The sequence below is a fragment of the Massilia sp. Root133 genome (assembly GCF_001426525.1).
Classification (GTDB): domain Bacteria; phylum Pseudomonadota; class Gammaproteobacteria; order Burkholderiales; family Burkholderiaceae_D; genus Telluria; species Telluria orientalis.
In genome coordinates, this window is sequence record NZ_LMEW01000025.1 from 1 (window position 1) to 15248 (window position 15248).

Consider the following 15248-nt stretch of genomic DNA (forward strand, 5'->3'; position numbering starts at 1 on the left):
TGCTGGCACTTCATCAAACGCCCACACTTATCGACTGTTTATTGTTAAAGAGCTTCGTATTCGGTACTGCCTTGCTGCATTTGCGAATCGTTTTGTTCGTCAGCAGCAGAGAAGCGAGATTATGCAGTGTTTCGCGATGTTCGTCAACTTCTTTTTTTCGTTTCTTGGCGTCGATTTCCTCTGGATTTCGACTGTGCCGTGAAGCGGACGCGCAGTATAGCAACCGCCCCACAACCTTGCAAGCTCAGCCGTATCAAATATCCGACGCCGGCTGGCGCCGCAACTGTTCCGCATCCTTCAATGGCGGCGCGCCGAACAGCCGGCGATACTCGCGGCTGAACTGCGACGGGCTTTCGTACCCGACCTCGTACGCGACACTGGCCGCCTCGACGTCGCCGCTCATCAGCATCTTGCGCGCCTCGAGCAGCCGCACCTGTTTCTGGTACTGCAAAGGACTCATCACGGTGGCGGCCTTGAAGCGGCGGTGCAGTACCGAGGGACTCATGTGCACGGTGCGCGCCAGCGCGTCGATGCTGAGCGGCTCGTTGTAATGCGTGCGGATCCACTGGATGGCCTCGCCCACCGCGCGCTCGCGCTGTCCACCGACGACGCCCCGGCTCAGGGTCGCGCCGCCCGGTGCCGTCACGAGGTGGTAGATCAGTTCCTGCTTGAGCAGGCGGCCCAGCACGGCCAGGTCGCGGGGGCGATCGAGCAGGCGCAGGAGGCGCACGAACACGTCCAACATCGCGTCGTCCGCACGTTCGACCGTGATCGCAGGCGGGTCGGCGTCCGCCAGCTGCAGCTGCAGCCCCATCTCCAGCACGAACGCCGCCACCTCCTTCGGATCGATGTCGACGCGGATGCCGTAGTACGGCGCCGCATCGGTTGCGCGTATCACCTGGCCGGACACGGGCATCGCCACGCCCGCCTGCACATAACACCCGGGGCCGTAGCGCAGCACCTGCGAGCCCACCAGCATCTCCTTCTCGCCCTGCACGAGCAGGCAGACGGACGGCGCGAGGATGCCGCGCCCGGCGGGCGTCGGCGCCGGCCGGCGTATGAGCCAGAGCCAGGGCAGGCCCGTCGCCAGGTCGAGGTTACCCGGTTCCGCGCCGCGCATCGCCTGCTCGACGAGGTCCAGGAGCCGGGTTTCAGAGTGCTTTGTCATGACCCATGATGGCTTTCGGTTCGAGATAAGTCTCCAGGCCGAAGACACCGAACTCGCGTCCCAGGCCGGACTGCTTGAAGCCGCCGAACGGGGCTTCCGGTGCATCATACAATCCATTCACGAACACGCGCCCTGCCTGAATGCCGGCCGCCACGCGGTTCGCGCGCGCCAGGTCCGCGCCGAATACGTAGGCGTGCAAACCATATGGCGTGTCGTTGGCGATGGCGATCGCCTCGTCGTCGTCGCGGTACGGGATGATGGACAGGACGGGTCCGAAGATCTCGTCGCGTGCGATCGTCATATCGTTGCGGACGTCGCCGAACACGGTCGGCCGCACGAAATAGCCCCGTTCCAGCCCGTCCGGGCGCCCCGGCCCGCCCGTCAGCAGGGTCGCGCCCTCCTCGATCCCCTTGCGGATATAGTCCTGCACCCGCTCGTACTGCTTGCGCGTGACCATCGGCCCCACGTTCACGCGCGGGTCGCTCGTCGGGCCGACGACCAGGTCCTCGAACGCGCGCACCGCCAGTGCATGCGCCTCGGCGACGCGGCTGGCCGGCACCAGCAGCCGCGTGCCCGCGATGCACGCCTGGCCGCTGTTCATCACGGCGGCCAGCGCCGCCAGCGGCATCGCTTTCGCGAAGTCGGCGTCGTCGAGCAGGACGGTCGGCGATTTGCCGCCCAGTTCCAGCGTCACCCGTTTCATGGTGTCGACGGCGCCGCGCGCGATCGCCTTGCCGACACTCGTCGACCCCGTGAACGAGATCTTGGCGACGTCGGGGTGGCGCGTGATCTCCGCGCCGACGACGTCGCCGCGGCCCGTGACGATATTGAAGACGCCCGGCGGCAGTCCCGCGCCGTGCATCACGCGGGTGATGAGTGCCGTCTGCGCGGCACTCAGTTCGCTGGGCTTGATGACGGCCGTGCTGCCGGCGGCGATCGCCATCGACAGCTTGGTCGCGATGAAGCCGATGTTCGCATTCCACGGCGTGATCAGGCCGACGACGCCATGCGGCACCATCGTCACGCGTGCGCCGCCGACCTCGCGCTCGAACGCATATTCACCCAGCAGGCGGCGCGCGATCGAGAACGACGCGGCGGCGCGGCGCGCGGTCCCCGTCGCCATCGCCGTCGTGCCGCCGTATTCCGCGACCATGACGTCGACGATCTCCCGCTCGGCCGCCGCGACGGCGTCGTGCAGGCGCTGCAGCCAGTCCATGCGTTCTTCCCGCGTCGTGCGCGCCACGACCGGAAGCGCCGCCTTCGCCGCCGCGATCGCGCGCTGCGCATCGACGTCGTCGGCCAGGATCACGGTCGTCGTTTCGCGCTCGGTGGCCGGGTCGAGCAGGACGAGCGGCTCGCGCCCGTGCGGGGCGACGAACGCGCCGTTGATATAAATGGTATCGATGGTCTTCATGGCAGGACTCCTCGTGAACGATGGATTCATCATAGGAGTCCGGGCCCGCCCGGCGGTAGCAGGATACTGACGAAGGATTGCCCGATCCTGCCGATCTGGCGCGGATCAGGCAGTGCGCACCAGCGCCTCGAACGCCTGCGCCGCACGGCTGCGATAGCGTTCGCGGTGGCGCAGCAGGAAGAAGTCGCGCGGCGGCAGGTCCACGCGCACCTTGGCCAGCAGGCCCGCCGCGATGTACGGCGCCGCGACCAGTTCCGACAAGCCGGCCACGAAGCCCGCGCTCATCACGGCCGCGCGCACCGCTTCGTTGGACGGCAGGGTCAGCTCGATCTGCAGCGCGGCCAGGTCGACGCCCTGCGCCACCAGCATCTCTTCGAGCGCGGACCGCGTGCCCGATCCCGGCTCGCGCATGATCCAGCGGGCCGCCTGCAGGTCGGCGGCGGCGAGCCTGCGCTTGCGTGCCCACGGATGGCCGGGCGCGACGACGATGGCCATGCGGTCCTGGCCGATGCGCTCCGCGACCAGCGCCGCATCGTCGATGCCGCCCTCCACGAGTCCGAGATCGGCCGCGCCCTCGCGCACGGCGTCCGCCACGGACTGCGTATTGCCGACGTCCAGCCGCACGTCGATCTGCGGATGCGTCTCGCGAAAGCGCACGAGCAGCGGCGGCAGCCAGTAGCTGGCGATCGTCTGGCTGGCCTGCAGCGCGAGCGCACCGCGCGCCAGTCCCGCCAGCTCGACGAGCACGCGTTCGGCGCCGGCCGCCCGGGCCAGCGTCGCGCGCGCCTCGTCGAGGAAGATGCGGCCGGCGGCATTGACTTCGATGCGCCGCCCGACCCGGTCGAACAACGGCGTGCCGTAACGCTCTTCCAGCGCGCGCAGCGATGCGCTGACGGCGGATGGCGTCAGCGCGAGGACGTCCGCCGCCTGCGTCAGATGCTGGCGTTCGGCGACGGCGACGAAGATGCGGAGCTGGTCGAGGGTCATCGTTCGATTCATGTGAATGATTTGTGCGAAATTTTAAAATGGACCGAACGATCCTGTCGAGCCGATACTGCGGGCTCGAACCAGGAGAACACCATGAACAATAAAATCTTCGCGCTCATTCCGGGCATTGCGCTGAGTGCCGCCGTCACCGGCGCCGCCGTCCTGCTGGAGCGCGGCGAGACCGCCCTCTTCGGCCGCGCATGGCTCGAAAGCCTCGTCCTGGCCATCCTGCTGGGGAGCCTGGTCCGCACCGTCGCGACCGTCCCCGCCGCATGCGAAGTCGGCGTGCGCTTTTCCGCCAAGGTCGTCCTGGAACTGGCCGTGATGCTGCTCGGCGCATCCGTCAGCGCCGGCGCGGTCGTCGCGCACGGGCTGCCGCTGCTGGGCGGGATCGCGCTGTCGGTCGTTCTTGCGATCGCATTCAGCTACGCCGTCGGCCGGCTGCTGCGGCTGCCGCACGAAATGGCCGTGCTGGTCGCATGCGGAAACTCGATCTGCGGGAATTCGGCCATTGCCGCCGTCGCGCCGGTCATCGACGCGCAGGGCAAGGACGTCGCGTCGTCGATCGCGTTCACGGCCGTGCTGGGCGTCGTCGTCGTGCTCGTGCTGCCGCTGCTGGACCGGGTCCTCGGGCTGACGCCCCTCCAGTACGGCATCTTCGCCGGCATGACCGTGTATGCCGTGCCGCAGGTGCTCGCCGCCGCGGCGCCCGTGTCGCAGGCGAGCCTGCACATCGGGACGCTCGTGAAACTGGTGCGGGTGCTGATGCTGGGGCCCGTCGTGCTCGGACTGTCGGTATTCCGGCGCGACGGCGTGCGCCGCGCCTCCCTGCCGCTGGCGCAACTCGTCCCGTGGTTCATCGTCGGCTTTCTCGCGCTGATGACGCTACGGTCCGTGGACGCCCTGCCGGCCGCCGCGCTCGAACCGGCGCACGTGGCCTCGGGCTGGCTGACCAGCATGTCGATGGCGGCGCTGGGACTCGGCGTCGACGCCCGCGCCGTACTGCGCGCGGGCGGCAAGGTGACGGCGACCGTCGTCGTGTCCCTGGTTGGATTGGGCGCGATCAGTTGGGGGCTGATTGCGCTGCTGGGGATCCGCTGACCGGATAGTACGGGCTTTCCTGCGGCCCGAGATAACTGGGCCGCAGCCCGCCGGCATCAATGACAAGGCGTTGCAGCACGAGACCCGGATCGAGCGCCCAGAACTTCACCGTGTGGCGGCCGGGGCGCGCCACACGATGCGTGGTGACGAACTGCGCGACGCCGTCCGAGACGATCTTGCTCCAATGGCGTTCGGAGCCGTCCGCATGGACGTTGACCACCTGCGGCGCGTCGTCATCGATCGAGATGGCGTAGCGGAAGCCCTCGCCCGGCTGGAACTTGAGCGTCGGTCCGAGGACCGCCTGCACTTTCAACTCACCGGCGGTGAACAGGTTTACCTCGTACTCGAGCCGCATGCCATCCACGACCTTCAACGCGTCCGCCGCGACCGGCAAGGTGGTCATGCCGGACAGCGTGCGCCCATAGCCGGGAATCCTCAGCCACTGCCGGCCGGATGGCGCCAGCGCGCGGGTGTAATGCTCCGCCTCGATCGCGACGACGCCCTGCGTTTCCACGTGGCCCCGCGCCGTGCCGGGCGCCAGGTCGACCGGCTTGTGCACGGGCACCTTGACCTCGACCTGCGCCTTGGCCGGACCGCTGATGGTCAGCGACGCCATCGTGGTGCCGGCGGGGACCGCGCTCCAGTCCACGTCGACGACGATGCGCTGGTCCTTGCTCACGCGCCCGGCCTTGTGGCTCAAACGGATCCACGGATGACTCGTCGTGATGGCATAGTCGAACGGCTGGGCGCTGCGGTTGAACAGCTCCAGATAACGCGGCTGCTTTTCGAAGACGTCCAGCGGCGGCAAGACGAGCTGGCGGATCGGGAAGACGGGCCAGGCGATGGCGTCGCCCTGCACCGCCACGCCCATCTGGTCGGACGGGTGAATGCCGTTCGGCGCCGCCAGCTGGCCGGGCGCGGGGACGCGCAGTTCCGACACGGCCGGCATCACGTCGCGGTAGGGCTGGTCCCAGTTGGTGTAGCCGAAGCGCGTCTGCGACATCATGTGATTCCATTTGCCGCCGCTGATCTCGCGCTGGTACTTGTTGGCGAGGTCCGCGTCGCGCTGGAACAGCTGGCGCACGCGCGCCGCCATGTCGTTCGTCGTCACGCGGCCCTGGCGTGCGTACAGGCGATTGAGGCCGGTCGACACGTACATGTCGAGGGCATTCGCGGATGCGCGGACGGGATATTCGACGAGCTGGAAGTAGGCGTCGCGCATGTTCGCGGGGAGCGTGCGGCCGACGCGCACCGCTTCGTCGGCCAGGGCGTTGTAGTCCGCCACGACGCGCTCCGCCTCATCGTAGTTGGTGAGGCTGTAGGTCTCGGGCTCCAGCTGTTCCGGATGGCGCCGCGCGTTGTAGCGCGTGTATTTATCGACGATGGACGCAATGTCTTCCGCATGCGCCGCGCCGAATTCGCGCGCGGCCCAGGCACGCAGGTACGCCGGCAGCCGCTCCGCCGGCCACGCTTGCGGGTTCCACGCATACGCCATGAAGAATTCGGTCGGCACCTCCATCGGCTTCAGGTCGCCCACGTTGACGACCCACAGCCGGTTCGCGCCGTACTCGTTCGCGAGGTTCATCTGCTCCCACACCTTGGCGATCTGGGTCACGTTCAGCCATTTGTACGAGCGGGGACCGCCGACGTAGTCGAAGTGGTAATAAACGCCGGCGCCGCCGCTGCGCTTGCGTTCTTCGGCGGTAGGCAGGCGGCGGATATTGCCCCAGTTGTCGTCGCACCAGAGCAGCAGCATGTCGTCCGGGACGCGCATGCCTTTCTCGTAATAGTCCTGCACTTCCTTGTACAGGGCCCACAACTGCGGCACCTTCTCCGGTTCCTGGCCGAGCTCCTTCTTGATAATTGCGCGCTGGTCGCGGACGATCTGCTGCAGCAGGTCGACGTTGGCGTCTTCCGACATCGGCTCGTCGCCGTCGCCGCGCATCGCCATCGTGATCACCTTCTCGTAATCGCGCGTATTGCGCAGGCCTTGCGCCCAGAAGTCGCGCAGGACCTCGCCGTTGCGGTGGTAATCCCACGGCCCCTTGCCGTAGCGCTTCCACTCCTGCTGTGCCCTCATCATCGGTTCGTGATGGGACGTGCCCATCACGATGCCCATCATGTCGGCGAGCTTGCCGTTTTCCTTGTCGTCGTCATAGAACGACGAGTACCACATGGCTGGCCACAGGTAGTTGGCGCGCATGCGGAGCATCAGCTCGAACAGCTTTTCATAGAACTTGTGATTGAAGCCGCCGAAGCGCTCCTTCGCCCAATTGGTCAGCACGGGCGCCTCGTCGTTGAGGAACAGGCCGCGGTACTGGACGGTCGGTTTTTCCATGATGCGCGTGTCGAGCGGCACGCTGAGCGAGCGGTGATGCACGATCGGCACGTCGGCCCACCAATACCAGGGCGAGACGCCGATCTGTTCCGACAGCGTATAGATGCCGTAGATCGTGCCGCGCTTGTCGCTGCCGGCGATGACCAGGGCGCGCTGCACACCGGGCATTGGGTCCGCGACCGCCTGGATGACGAAGCCTTCCCACTGGCCGGCCAGCGCGCGTGTGTCGATCTTGCCCTGTTGCGCGAGGCGGTCGATCAGGGCATGGTGCCCGAGCGTGCCGACGATGATCACGTCGCCCGACGCCGCCGGACGGTCGACCTGCCACTGCGGCGTCTTGCCCGTCACGCTGCCGATATCGCGCTGCAGGTCGCGCGCAGCGCGCAGCACGCCGGGATACTCGTCCGTGCCGACGACGATGGGCGCGGCACGTCCGGCCCGCACCAGCGCCACGCCGGCCTTGCCCTCCGTGTCGACGAACCGCGCCGTGCCGATGGCGTGGACCTGGCCTGCGATCAGCAATGCCGCCACTGCCGTCACAAGGCGTAGCCATACATCCCTACTTGTACTTCGCTGCATGAAAGTCTCCTCCGTTGAATGACCGACGGCTCTCTGGATGTTATATAACATTGATTATCGTTATTTTTGGTAGCGCAACCATTCGAGTCTACCGATAGGCAAGGTGCAGGTCAAACGGCTGCTACACTTGTATTTAGCCAATAAACAACAAAGGGGGGCCCATGCGCCAAGCCATCGTCCACATTGCCCTGGTCGTGCGCGACTACGACGAAGCCATCGATTTCTACGTCGGCAAACTCGGTTTCGAGCTGCTGGACGACACGTACCAGCCCGCGCAGGACAAGCGCTGGGTCGTGGTGGCGCCGCCGGGCGGCACCGGCACCACCCTGCTGCTGGCCAAGGCATCGAAGCCGGAACAGCAGCCGTTCGTCGGCAACCAGGCCGGCGGCCGCGTGTTCCTGTTCCTGAACACGGACGACTTCTGGCGCGATTACGAACGCCTGCGTGGACACGGCGTGCACTTCGTGCGCGAGCCGAAGGAAGAAGACTACGGCACCGTGGCCGTGTTCGCGGACCTGTACGGCAATCTGTGGGACCTGCTGCAGTTGCGGCCGGACCATCCCATCGCGGCACGTCTGCACGTTTACCACGAGAGCAACGATGTATAGAATGCAAGATTCCACATGACCCCGAGGGCGATGCGTGAAACTGATCAGAACGGCGAGCCTGGTCCGGCGACAAAAAGACAGCATCGTCCATTGTGAAATCGAGTTGTGCCTGGCCCCGGGCGCATCCGACCGCTATCTGGTCAACCTGCGCCAGGGCCGCATGGGCGAGGAATGGCGCGAAACGACGCGCACGCCGCAACCCGTCGCCCTGGCCGACGCCGAGACGCTGTTCCACCTCGCCGTCACCGAGCGCACGGCGCAGGGCTTCGTCGATCCGGCGGATCTCGCGCCCGCATCTATCCCCGCCGCGCCGCCGCCCATCCCTGTATCGGCCGAGGCCGACCGCATCCTGCTCCAGCGCCTGGAACCCGGCAGCTGGCGCCAGCTCGCGCAGGCGCAGCGCAACCGCACGATCTGGCGCGTGGGCGAACGCCGCCTCGCCGCGGCGGTGCCGACGCTCGTCGGCCTGCTCGAACGCGGCGATGCGATGCAGGACTATTGCATCGCCTGGACCATCGGCCGCTGCGGCGACGCCGGCGCTGCCGAGGCGATGCAGCAGCTGGCGGCGCGCGGCGCCAGCGATGCCGTGCGCCGCGTCGCGCTGCACGCCTGGCTGATGCTGGCCGGCCCCGATGCGCGCCGCGACCATGCGCACGCACTCGTCGCCGACTGGCCGCACGACCTACGCGAGACATGGGCACAGGGCGAGATCGATGCATTGGTGGCGCGGGCCGCCACCGGCAACGGCTGGCGCAACGTGCCGCTCGACGCCTGGCTGGAACAGCTCGACCAGGTTGCACAGGCCGACGACCAGCCGCTGGCGCGGCGCGTGCTGCTGGCCGCGCTGCGCGCCGTGCCGCTCGCCGCCGGCAGCTTCCGCGCCGTGCGCCACCTCTTCAAGATGGCGGAGATGCGCGCCGACGGTGAACTCTTCGGCCTGCTGCAGCGCCGCTTCGAAACGACGGCGCATACCGCACAGCGTTACGTCCACACGCGCACGGGCTACCGCACCTTCGCCGAGGAAGCGGCGCGGCCCGACAGCACGGTGGCCTACGGCGTCGTGACCCGCCACTACCTGCTGCGGCGCGGCTGGCGCACGTTGCGGCGCCTGGGCGAGGACGCCTCCCCCGACTTCATCCCGCTGGCCCTCGGCATTTTGGCCACCTACGACGACCGCGACGCCAACGTACGCACCGCCGGCCGCATCGTCGACCGCTACGGCCACTGGCCCCTGTTCAACCACCTGCTGCGCGCACGCGCGGGCCTGCGCCACAGCGCGTCGGGCCTGAGCTGGTACCACGACGGCGCCCGTCCGGCGGACGACGCGCGGCACGACGCCTTCCCCGACCTGTGGGACCGGCATCCGGACGCCTTGCTGTGGCTGATGCAGCACAGCCGCTGCGAGGGCGTGCATGCCTTCGCAGCGCGTGCCCTCGCCGACAACGCGGCGTACTGCGCCGCGCTGCCCCTTGCCACGCTGCGCGACCTGCTGCGCAGCCCTTACCTGCCGACCGCGCGGTTCGCCTTCGAGTCGGCGCGCCGGCGCTTCGAGCCCGGCGTGCCGGATGGCGAATGGCTGCTGCTGTTCGTGCAATCGACGCTGCCGCAGGCGCAGCAATATGCGCTCGACTGCATCGGCCGCGCCCCCGACCTCTATGCGGCCGACGCGGCCCTCGTCGTCGCGGTGTTGTGCGCGCCGGCGGAGACCGTGCGGCGCCAGGGCTGGATCCTGTGCCAGGCCGCGCTCAAGCTGCCGGGCCAGCCGGACGCCATCGTCCTGCGCCTGCTCGACTGGCTGGACGGATGCACCGACCGGGACGCCGCCGCGGCCATGGCGCCCGACATCGTCTGGGCGCTCGACCATCCGCTGCAACCGGCCGCGCGGCAGGCGCCGTACGAACGCCTGCTGATGCTGGTGCGCCATCCGCTCGCGCCGGTGCGCGCGCTGGCTTGCCGGTGGCTGCTGCTGCACGCGGCGCCGGCGTCCAGCCTGCCGCCGGCCGTGCTGGCGACGCTGCTGCGCGATCCCGATCCGGCCGTGCGCGCACTGGGCGTGCAGCTGTTCGGCGTGCTGCCCGACGCGATGCTCGCCACGCAGGTCGACCTCGTCGCCGTGTTCGCATGCGCCCCGGACGCGCAGGTGCGCCAGGCCATCGGCCCCGTCATCGCGCGCCTGGCGCCGGCCGATGCTGCGTTCGCGGAACAGCTCCTGCCTGCCCTGCTGGACGGCCTGTTCCGCGCCGAGACCGGCCCTGGCATGCATGCGGACCTGCTGTCCTGGATCACCGGACCGCTGGCGCACACGCCCGGCCTCGCGGACCCGGACCTGCTGAGGCGCCTGCTGGCGGCGCGCAGCAAGGGCGCACAGTTGCTCGGCGCCGCGCTCGTCGACCGCTTCGACGCGCTGCAGTTCGACGTCGCCGACTGGGCCGCGTTCGGCCGCAACCAGAACGTCGGCGTGCGCCGCTGGGCCTACGCGGCATTCGAGGCACACGCCGAGCGCGCGCGGGCGCAGCTGGAGGCGGCGCTGCGCCTGTTCGACAGCCGCTTCGACGATACGCGCGCCTTCGCCATCCGCTATTTCGGCGCCGTCTGCACGCGCGCGGACTGGACGCCGCTGCTGCTCGTGAGCCTGTGCGACCATGCCGACCCGGCCGCGCAACGCTTCGGCCGCGCGATGATCACGGCGCACGTGGACGTCGCCGACGCGGCCGACTTCATGCTCAAGCTGAGCCAGCACCCGTCGGCGAACATGCAGCTGTTCGTCAGCAGCTGGCTGGAAAGCGCCAGCGCGGGCAACCTCGATACATTGCGCCGCCTCGAATCGTATTTCCTCACCGTGCTCTCGCAGGTCAACCGCGGCCGCACGGCGAAAAGCCGCGTGCAGGAGTTCCTGACGCAACAGGCGCTGCTGTCCGACGACATCGCCGCCTTCGTCGCGCGCCTGTTCGCGCGCCAGGTCGTCACCGTCGCCATCGGCGACAAGGCCCGCTACATCGAAGCCCTGCGCGCGATCCAGGCGCGCTACCCGCATCTGCCGGCCGTGCTGACGGTCCAACCTCCGGCTTCCACGTCCCCATGAGATTCCAGTACCGCTACTACGGCGCGACGAGCGTCGACAACGGCGCCTCGTCCACCACGATGCGCTTCGCGCCGGACACGTTGCGTCCGCCGACGTACTTCGTCGCCGACGTCAACCGGCGCGTGCCGTTCCGCGAGGCGATATCGGCCCTGCACGACGTCGTCACGGCCGACCAGCGTTACCAGGCGCCCGACAAGACGGCCTATAAAACATGGCTGGCCGCGAACGAGGAGCGGCTGCTGGCCGAATTCCAGGCCCGGTCGAGCGATCTGCGCGCGCGCCAGGCGCCGATCCTGGAAGAACTCGCGACGATCCGCGCCCGCAAGGACAAGGTGCTGCAACCGTTCCACAAGGCGCAGTCGCGCTTCTTCAGCTACCTGTTCCTGACCAACCGCGACATGTGGATCGTGCTCGACCCGGTGATCACGGTGCATCCGGACCGCGTGTTCTTCGAGTGCTTTAGCCGCGACGAATCGAGCTATGCCTCGCTCAGCTGCGACCACGAAATGTTCGATCACGTCGGCGAGTTCGCGTGCGGCACCACCAACATCGATTACTCGGACGCGCTGTACGACGAATTCCAGAAGATCCGCGACTACAAGACGACGCGGCTCGCGATCGATCCCGGCGGCTTCCAGGTGACGACGGCGGACGATCCCGCCTTCATCGAGGAAAAGATCGACGTGCCCGATGCGTGGGTGCGCGGCTTCCTGCAAGTGAGCAGCGCGATGAACCTGCCGGCGCGCCGGCTCGACCTGCATCCGATGGACGTCCACAACTTCTGCCACGTGCTGCGGCGCCGGCGCGAGCGTGCCGGTCCGCGCTCGATCCGCTTCGTCCTCGCGCCGGGCGAACCGGTGCGCGCCGTGTTCGAACCGTGGAACGTGGAAGTCGTGTGCCGCCGCTCGGTCTACCGGGGCGGTACGGCCGAGGAGATCCGCATCTGGGGCCGGCGCCGCCTGCTGCTGCTCGAACGCCTGATCCCGCTGGCGCAGGGTTTTACCGTGCACCTGATGGGCAATGGCATGCCCAGCTTCTGGATCGCCGACCTGCCCGGCATGCGCTTCACGCTCGGCCTGTCGGGCTGGGTCGCGAACGACTGGTCGCGCGCGGGAAGTTTCGATCTGCTGGCGCCGCGCGGCGACGTCGATGACGACAGCAAGTCGCGCGTCTATGCGGCCCTCGCGCAGCGCTGGTTCGCCACGGCGGACGCGCTGGCCGCGGACACGGGCCTGGACCGCGCGGCCGTCGAACGCGCGCTGACGCTGTACACGCAGGCCGGCCGCGTGATCTACGACCTGGCGCACGGCGTGTACCGCCTGCGTGAACTGGCGCGGGATCCGCTGCAGCTCGACACGCTCCGTTTTGCCAGCGCGGCCGAACAGGACGCGGCCGCCATCGTGGCGCTGCACGCGCTGGACGAGGGTCCGGTCGAAGCGCTGCCCGGCGGCGCGGTGCGCCTGTCCGGCACGGCCAGGAGCGGCGACCGCCGCTACCGGACGATGCTCGTGCTCGACGCCGACCAGCGCATCGCCGACGGCGCCTGCGAATGCAACCAGTTCACCCAGCACCGGCTGCGCCATGGTCCCTGCCCGCACATGCTCGCGCTGCGCCTCGTGCATGCTCGCCGTGAGGCGATCGCATGATGTTATACTTCCTTCAACAGGTGCGGCGGGATGGCTCTTGCAAACCGGACGGTGGATCGCCGTCCACGTATTCAGCCCTCCCCATGCGTCACTGGCGCGCTCTTCACTGTGCCAAACTGACGCCGGTAGCGCGAGTCGGTGTGAATTCGCCGAATTACGTCAGCGCTACCGGCGTCGTTTGGCGTCGAGTTGAGCGCGCCAGTCCTGCCGGCCCTTCGATGACGATCCCGCCGCACCTGTTTCTTCCTGCTGCCCCGAGTCGGGCTTTCCCATCCGGGGCGTTCCCATGAGTGACTATCCCACGTCCACGTCCACGCGCGAGGCTTTGTATGCGCGCATCCGCGCGTCGTCGCGTACCGAAGTCACGCTCGAGGAAATGAAACGGCTCGGCTTCTGGCCCGAGGACGACACCTCGCTGGCCGAAGCCGAGCAGCTGATCAAGCGCGAGGCCGAACTGCAGCAGGCGCTGAGCGCACTCGGTCGCGAGCTGCGCGAGGTCGAGGATCCGGCACTGGCCCTCAAGCGCATGCGCAAGGAACGCATGGCCCGCGCCAAGGCCAAGCGCGAGGAAACGCGCCAGCGCCGCGCGCGCGAACGTCATGAACGCGCGCTGGCCTGGCACGCGCGCCGCGCCAAAGAGCTTTTATATCTGGGCGCCGGCGTATCGGCCGGCCTGAACGAGGCGCGCAGCGATGCCGACCGGCTGGCGCGGTTGTCCCTGCCGTCCATGCACGACGCGCAGGACCTGGCGAACGCGATGGGCCTGTCGCTGGAAGAGCTGCGCTTTCTCGCGTTCGAACGGCGCGTGTCGCGCATCAGCCACTACCGCCGCTTCGCCATGCCGAAGAAGGCGGGCGGCGTACGCATCATCTCGGCGCCGATGCCGCGCCTGAAGCGGGCGCAGTACTGGGTCCTCGACAATGTGCTCGCGCGCGCGCCCGTGCACCCGGCCGCGCACGGCTTCCTGGCCGGCCGCTCCATCGTCAGCAACGCCGCGCCGCACGTCGGCCAGGCGGTCGTCATCAACGTCGACCTGAAGGACTTCTTCCCGTCGATTGCGCTGCCGCGCGTGCGCGGCGTGTTCCGCCAGCTCGGTTACGGCAAGCAGGTCGCGACGACGCTCGCGCTGCTGTGCACCGAATCCGCGACGGAGACCGTGCAGGTCGACGGCGAGACGTTCCACGTCGCGCACGGCCCGCGCGTGCTGCCGCAGGGTGCCCCGACGAGTCCCGCGCTGACCAATATCCTGTGCCGCCGCCTGGACGCGCGGCTGCAGGGTGCCGCGGCGCGGCTCGGTTTCCGCTACACGCGCTATGCCGACGACCTGACGTTTTCCGGCGACGAGTCGGTGCGCAGGCTGGCGGCCAAGCTGCTGTGGCGCGTGCGGCAGATCGTCATCGACGAGGGCTTCACGCCGCATCCGGACAAGCAGCACGTGATGCGCAGCCACGCGCGCCAGAGCGTGACGGGCATCGTCGTCAACGAGAAGCCCGCCGTGGACCGCGACACGCTGCGCCGTTTCCGCGCGGTGCTGTTCCAGGTCGAGAAGGATGGCCCGGCCGGCAAGCAGTGGAACGGCAACGACAATGTGCTGGCGGCGCTGGAAGGCTATGCGCACTTCATCCGGATGGTCGACGTCGAAAAAGGCGCGCCGTTGCTGGCGCGCGTGCGTGCGGCGCGTGCGAGGTGGAACGGCGACGCGGCAGCGCCGGATGCGGTCGCGCGGCGCGCCGGCGGGCAGTTCCGTATGCTCGCCGCGCAAGGCAAGGCGCCGTGGCCGGGCTTCTGGCAGGCCGGCACGCCGCCGGCACCCGTGCTGGAAAAGACGCAGGAGCAGGTCAAGACGGAGCGCACGCTTGCGAGAGAGGAGGCCCGACCGCGCAAGGCGGCGGCTTCTCCCGTACCGGCCGACGATGCGATCGCCCGACGCGCGGAACGCACGGCGCGCCGCAATCCCCTGCTTATCGGCGGCGGACGCATGACGTGGTATGCGGTAGCACTGCAGGGTGTCGTCGCGCTGCTGCTGAGTCGCAAACTCGACAGCAACACACCCATTCTCGCGATGCTGGCGCTGTACTGGCTGTCGGTGCGGTATCGCCGGATGCTTTGGGTACCGTTTATCGTCGTAATGCTATTGATCTGGGCGGTGCTGGCGCCGCGCTGAAAAGCAAAAAGCCCGCTCAGTGCGAGGATTGGCAGTGCCAATCCGAGCGAGCGGGCTTCGTTTTTCCAAAACGAAAAACCCCGTCGAGATCACTCGACGGGGTTTTCTTAATAACTAGCCTGACGATAACCTACTTTCACACTGGTTGCAGCACTATCATC

Annotated in this window: 10 protein-coding genes; 6 read left to right on the forward strand and 4 right to left on the reverse strand. The window is 68.3% G+C overall.

Annotated elements, in window-relative coordinates; all coding sequences use genetic code 11:
* A partial coding sequence (locus ASD28_RS32850; protein WP_229412404.1) for a hypothetical protein occupies positions 1-202 on the forward strand: 202 nt, incomplete at its 5' end.
* Between the two features lie 51 nt (positions 203-253).
* On the opposite strand, the gene ASD28_RS17910 is transcribed toward ASD28_RS32850, so the two are convergent.
* From ASD28_RS17910 to ASD28_RS17920, 3 genes are all read right to left on the reverse strand, one after another.
* Positions 254-1168 carry an AraC family transcriptional regulator gene (locus ASD28_RS17910; RefSeq protein ID WP_056131004.1) on the reverse strand — a complete coding sequence of 305 codons (915 nt, stop codon included), beginning with the start codon at positions 1166-1168 and terminating at the stop codon, positions 254-256.
* Positions 1152-2582 carry an aldehyde dehydrogenase family protein gene (locus ASD28_RS17915; protein WP_056131006.1) on the reverse strand — a complete coding sequence of 477 codons (1431 nt, stop codon included), beginning with the start codon at positions 2580-2582 and terminating at the stop codon, positions 1152-1154. The genes ASD28_RS17910 and ASD28_RS17915 overlap by 17 nt, the downstream gene beginning before the upstream one ends.
* A 105-nt stretch (positions 2583-2687) precedes the next feature.
* Positions 2688-3581 (reverse strand): LysR family transcriptional regulator, encoded by an 894-nt coding sequence (locus tag ASD28_RS17920; RefSeq protein WP_229412240.1) that lies wholly within the window; start codon positions 3579-3581, stop codon positions 2688-2690.
* 81 nt (positions 3582-3662) lie between these two features.
* Between ASD28_RS17920 and ASD28_RS17925 the strand changes: the two genes are divergently transcribed.
* Complete coding sequence (locus ASD28_RS17925; protein WP_056131012.1) at positions 3663-4670, forward strand: YeiH family protein; 1008 nt, start codon at positions 3663-3665, stop codon at positions 4668-4670.
* Here the strand turns inward: ASD28_RS17925 and ASD28_RS17930 are convergent.
* Positions 4633-7587: a glycosyl hydrolase 115 family protein gene (locus ASD28_RS17930; RefSeq protein ID WP_056131014.1), complete on the reverse strand. Its 2955-nt coding sequence runs from the start codon at positions 7585-7587 to the stop codon at positions 4633-4635. The two genes, ASD28_RS17925 and ASD28_RS17930, sit on opposite strands and share 38 nt — an antisense overlap.
* Positions 7588-7748: 161 nt before the next feature.
* Here ASD28_RS17930 and ASD28_RS17935 point away from each other — a divergent pair, with 161 nt between their 5' ends.
* The 4 genes from ASD28_RS17935 to ASD28_RS17950 all read left to right on the forward strand — a co-directional run bounded on the left by ASD28_RS17935 (position 7749) and on the right by ASD28_RS17950 (position 15087).
* The gene (locus tag ASD28_RS17935) at positions 7749-8195 is read left to right on the forward strand and encodes a VOC family protein (RefSeq protein WP_056131017.1); all 447 of its coding nucleotides are present in this window, start codon (positions 7749-7751) and stop codon (positions 8193-8195) included.
* 34 nt (positions 8196-8229) lie between these two features.
* The gene (locus ASD28_RS17940; RefSeq protein WP_156403929.1) at positions 8230-11277 is read left to right on the forward strand and encodes a hypothetical protein; all 3048 of its coding nucleotides are present in this window, start codon (positions 8230-8232) and stop codon (positions 11275-11277) included.
* Complete coding sequence (locus tag ASD28_RS17945; RefSeq protein ID WP_056131023.1) at positions 11274-12923, forward strand: hypothetical protein; 1650 nt, start codon at positions 11274-11276, stop codon at positions 12921-12923. The genes ASD28_RS17940 and ASD28_RS17945 overlap by 4 nt, the downstream gene beginning before the upstream one ends.
* Positions 12924-13209: 286 nt before the next feature.
* Complete coding sequence (locus tag ASD28_RS17950) at positions 13210-15087, forward strand: reverse transcriptase family protein (protein ID WP_056131026.1); 1878 nt, start codon at positions 13210-13212, stop codon at positions 15085-15087.
* The last annotated feature ends 161 nt before the right edge of the window (positions 15088-15248 follow it).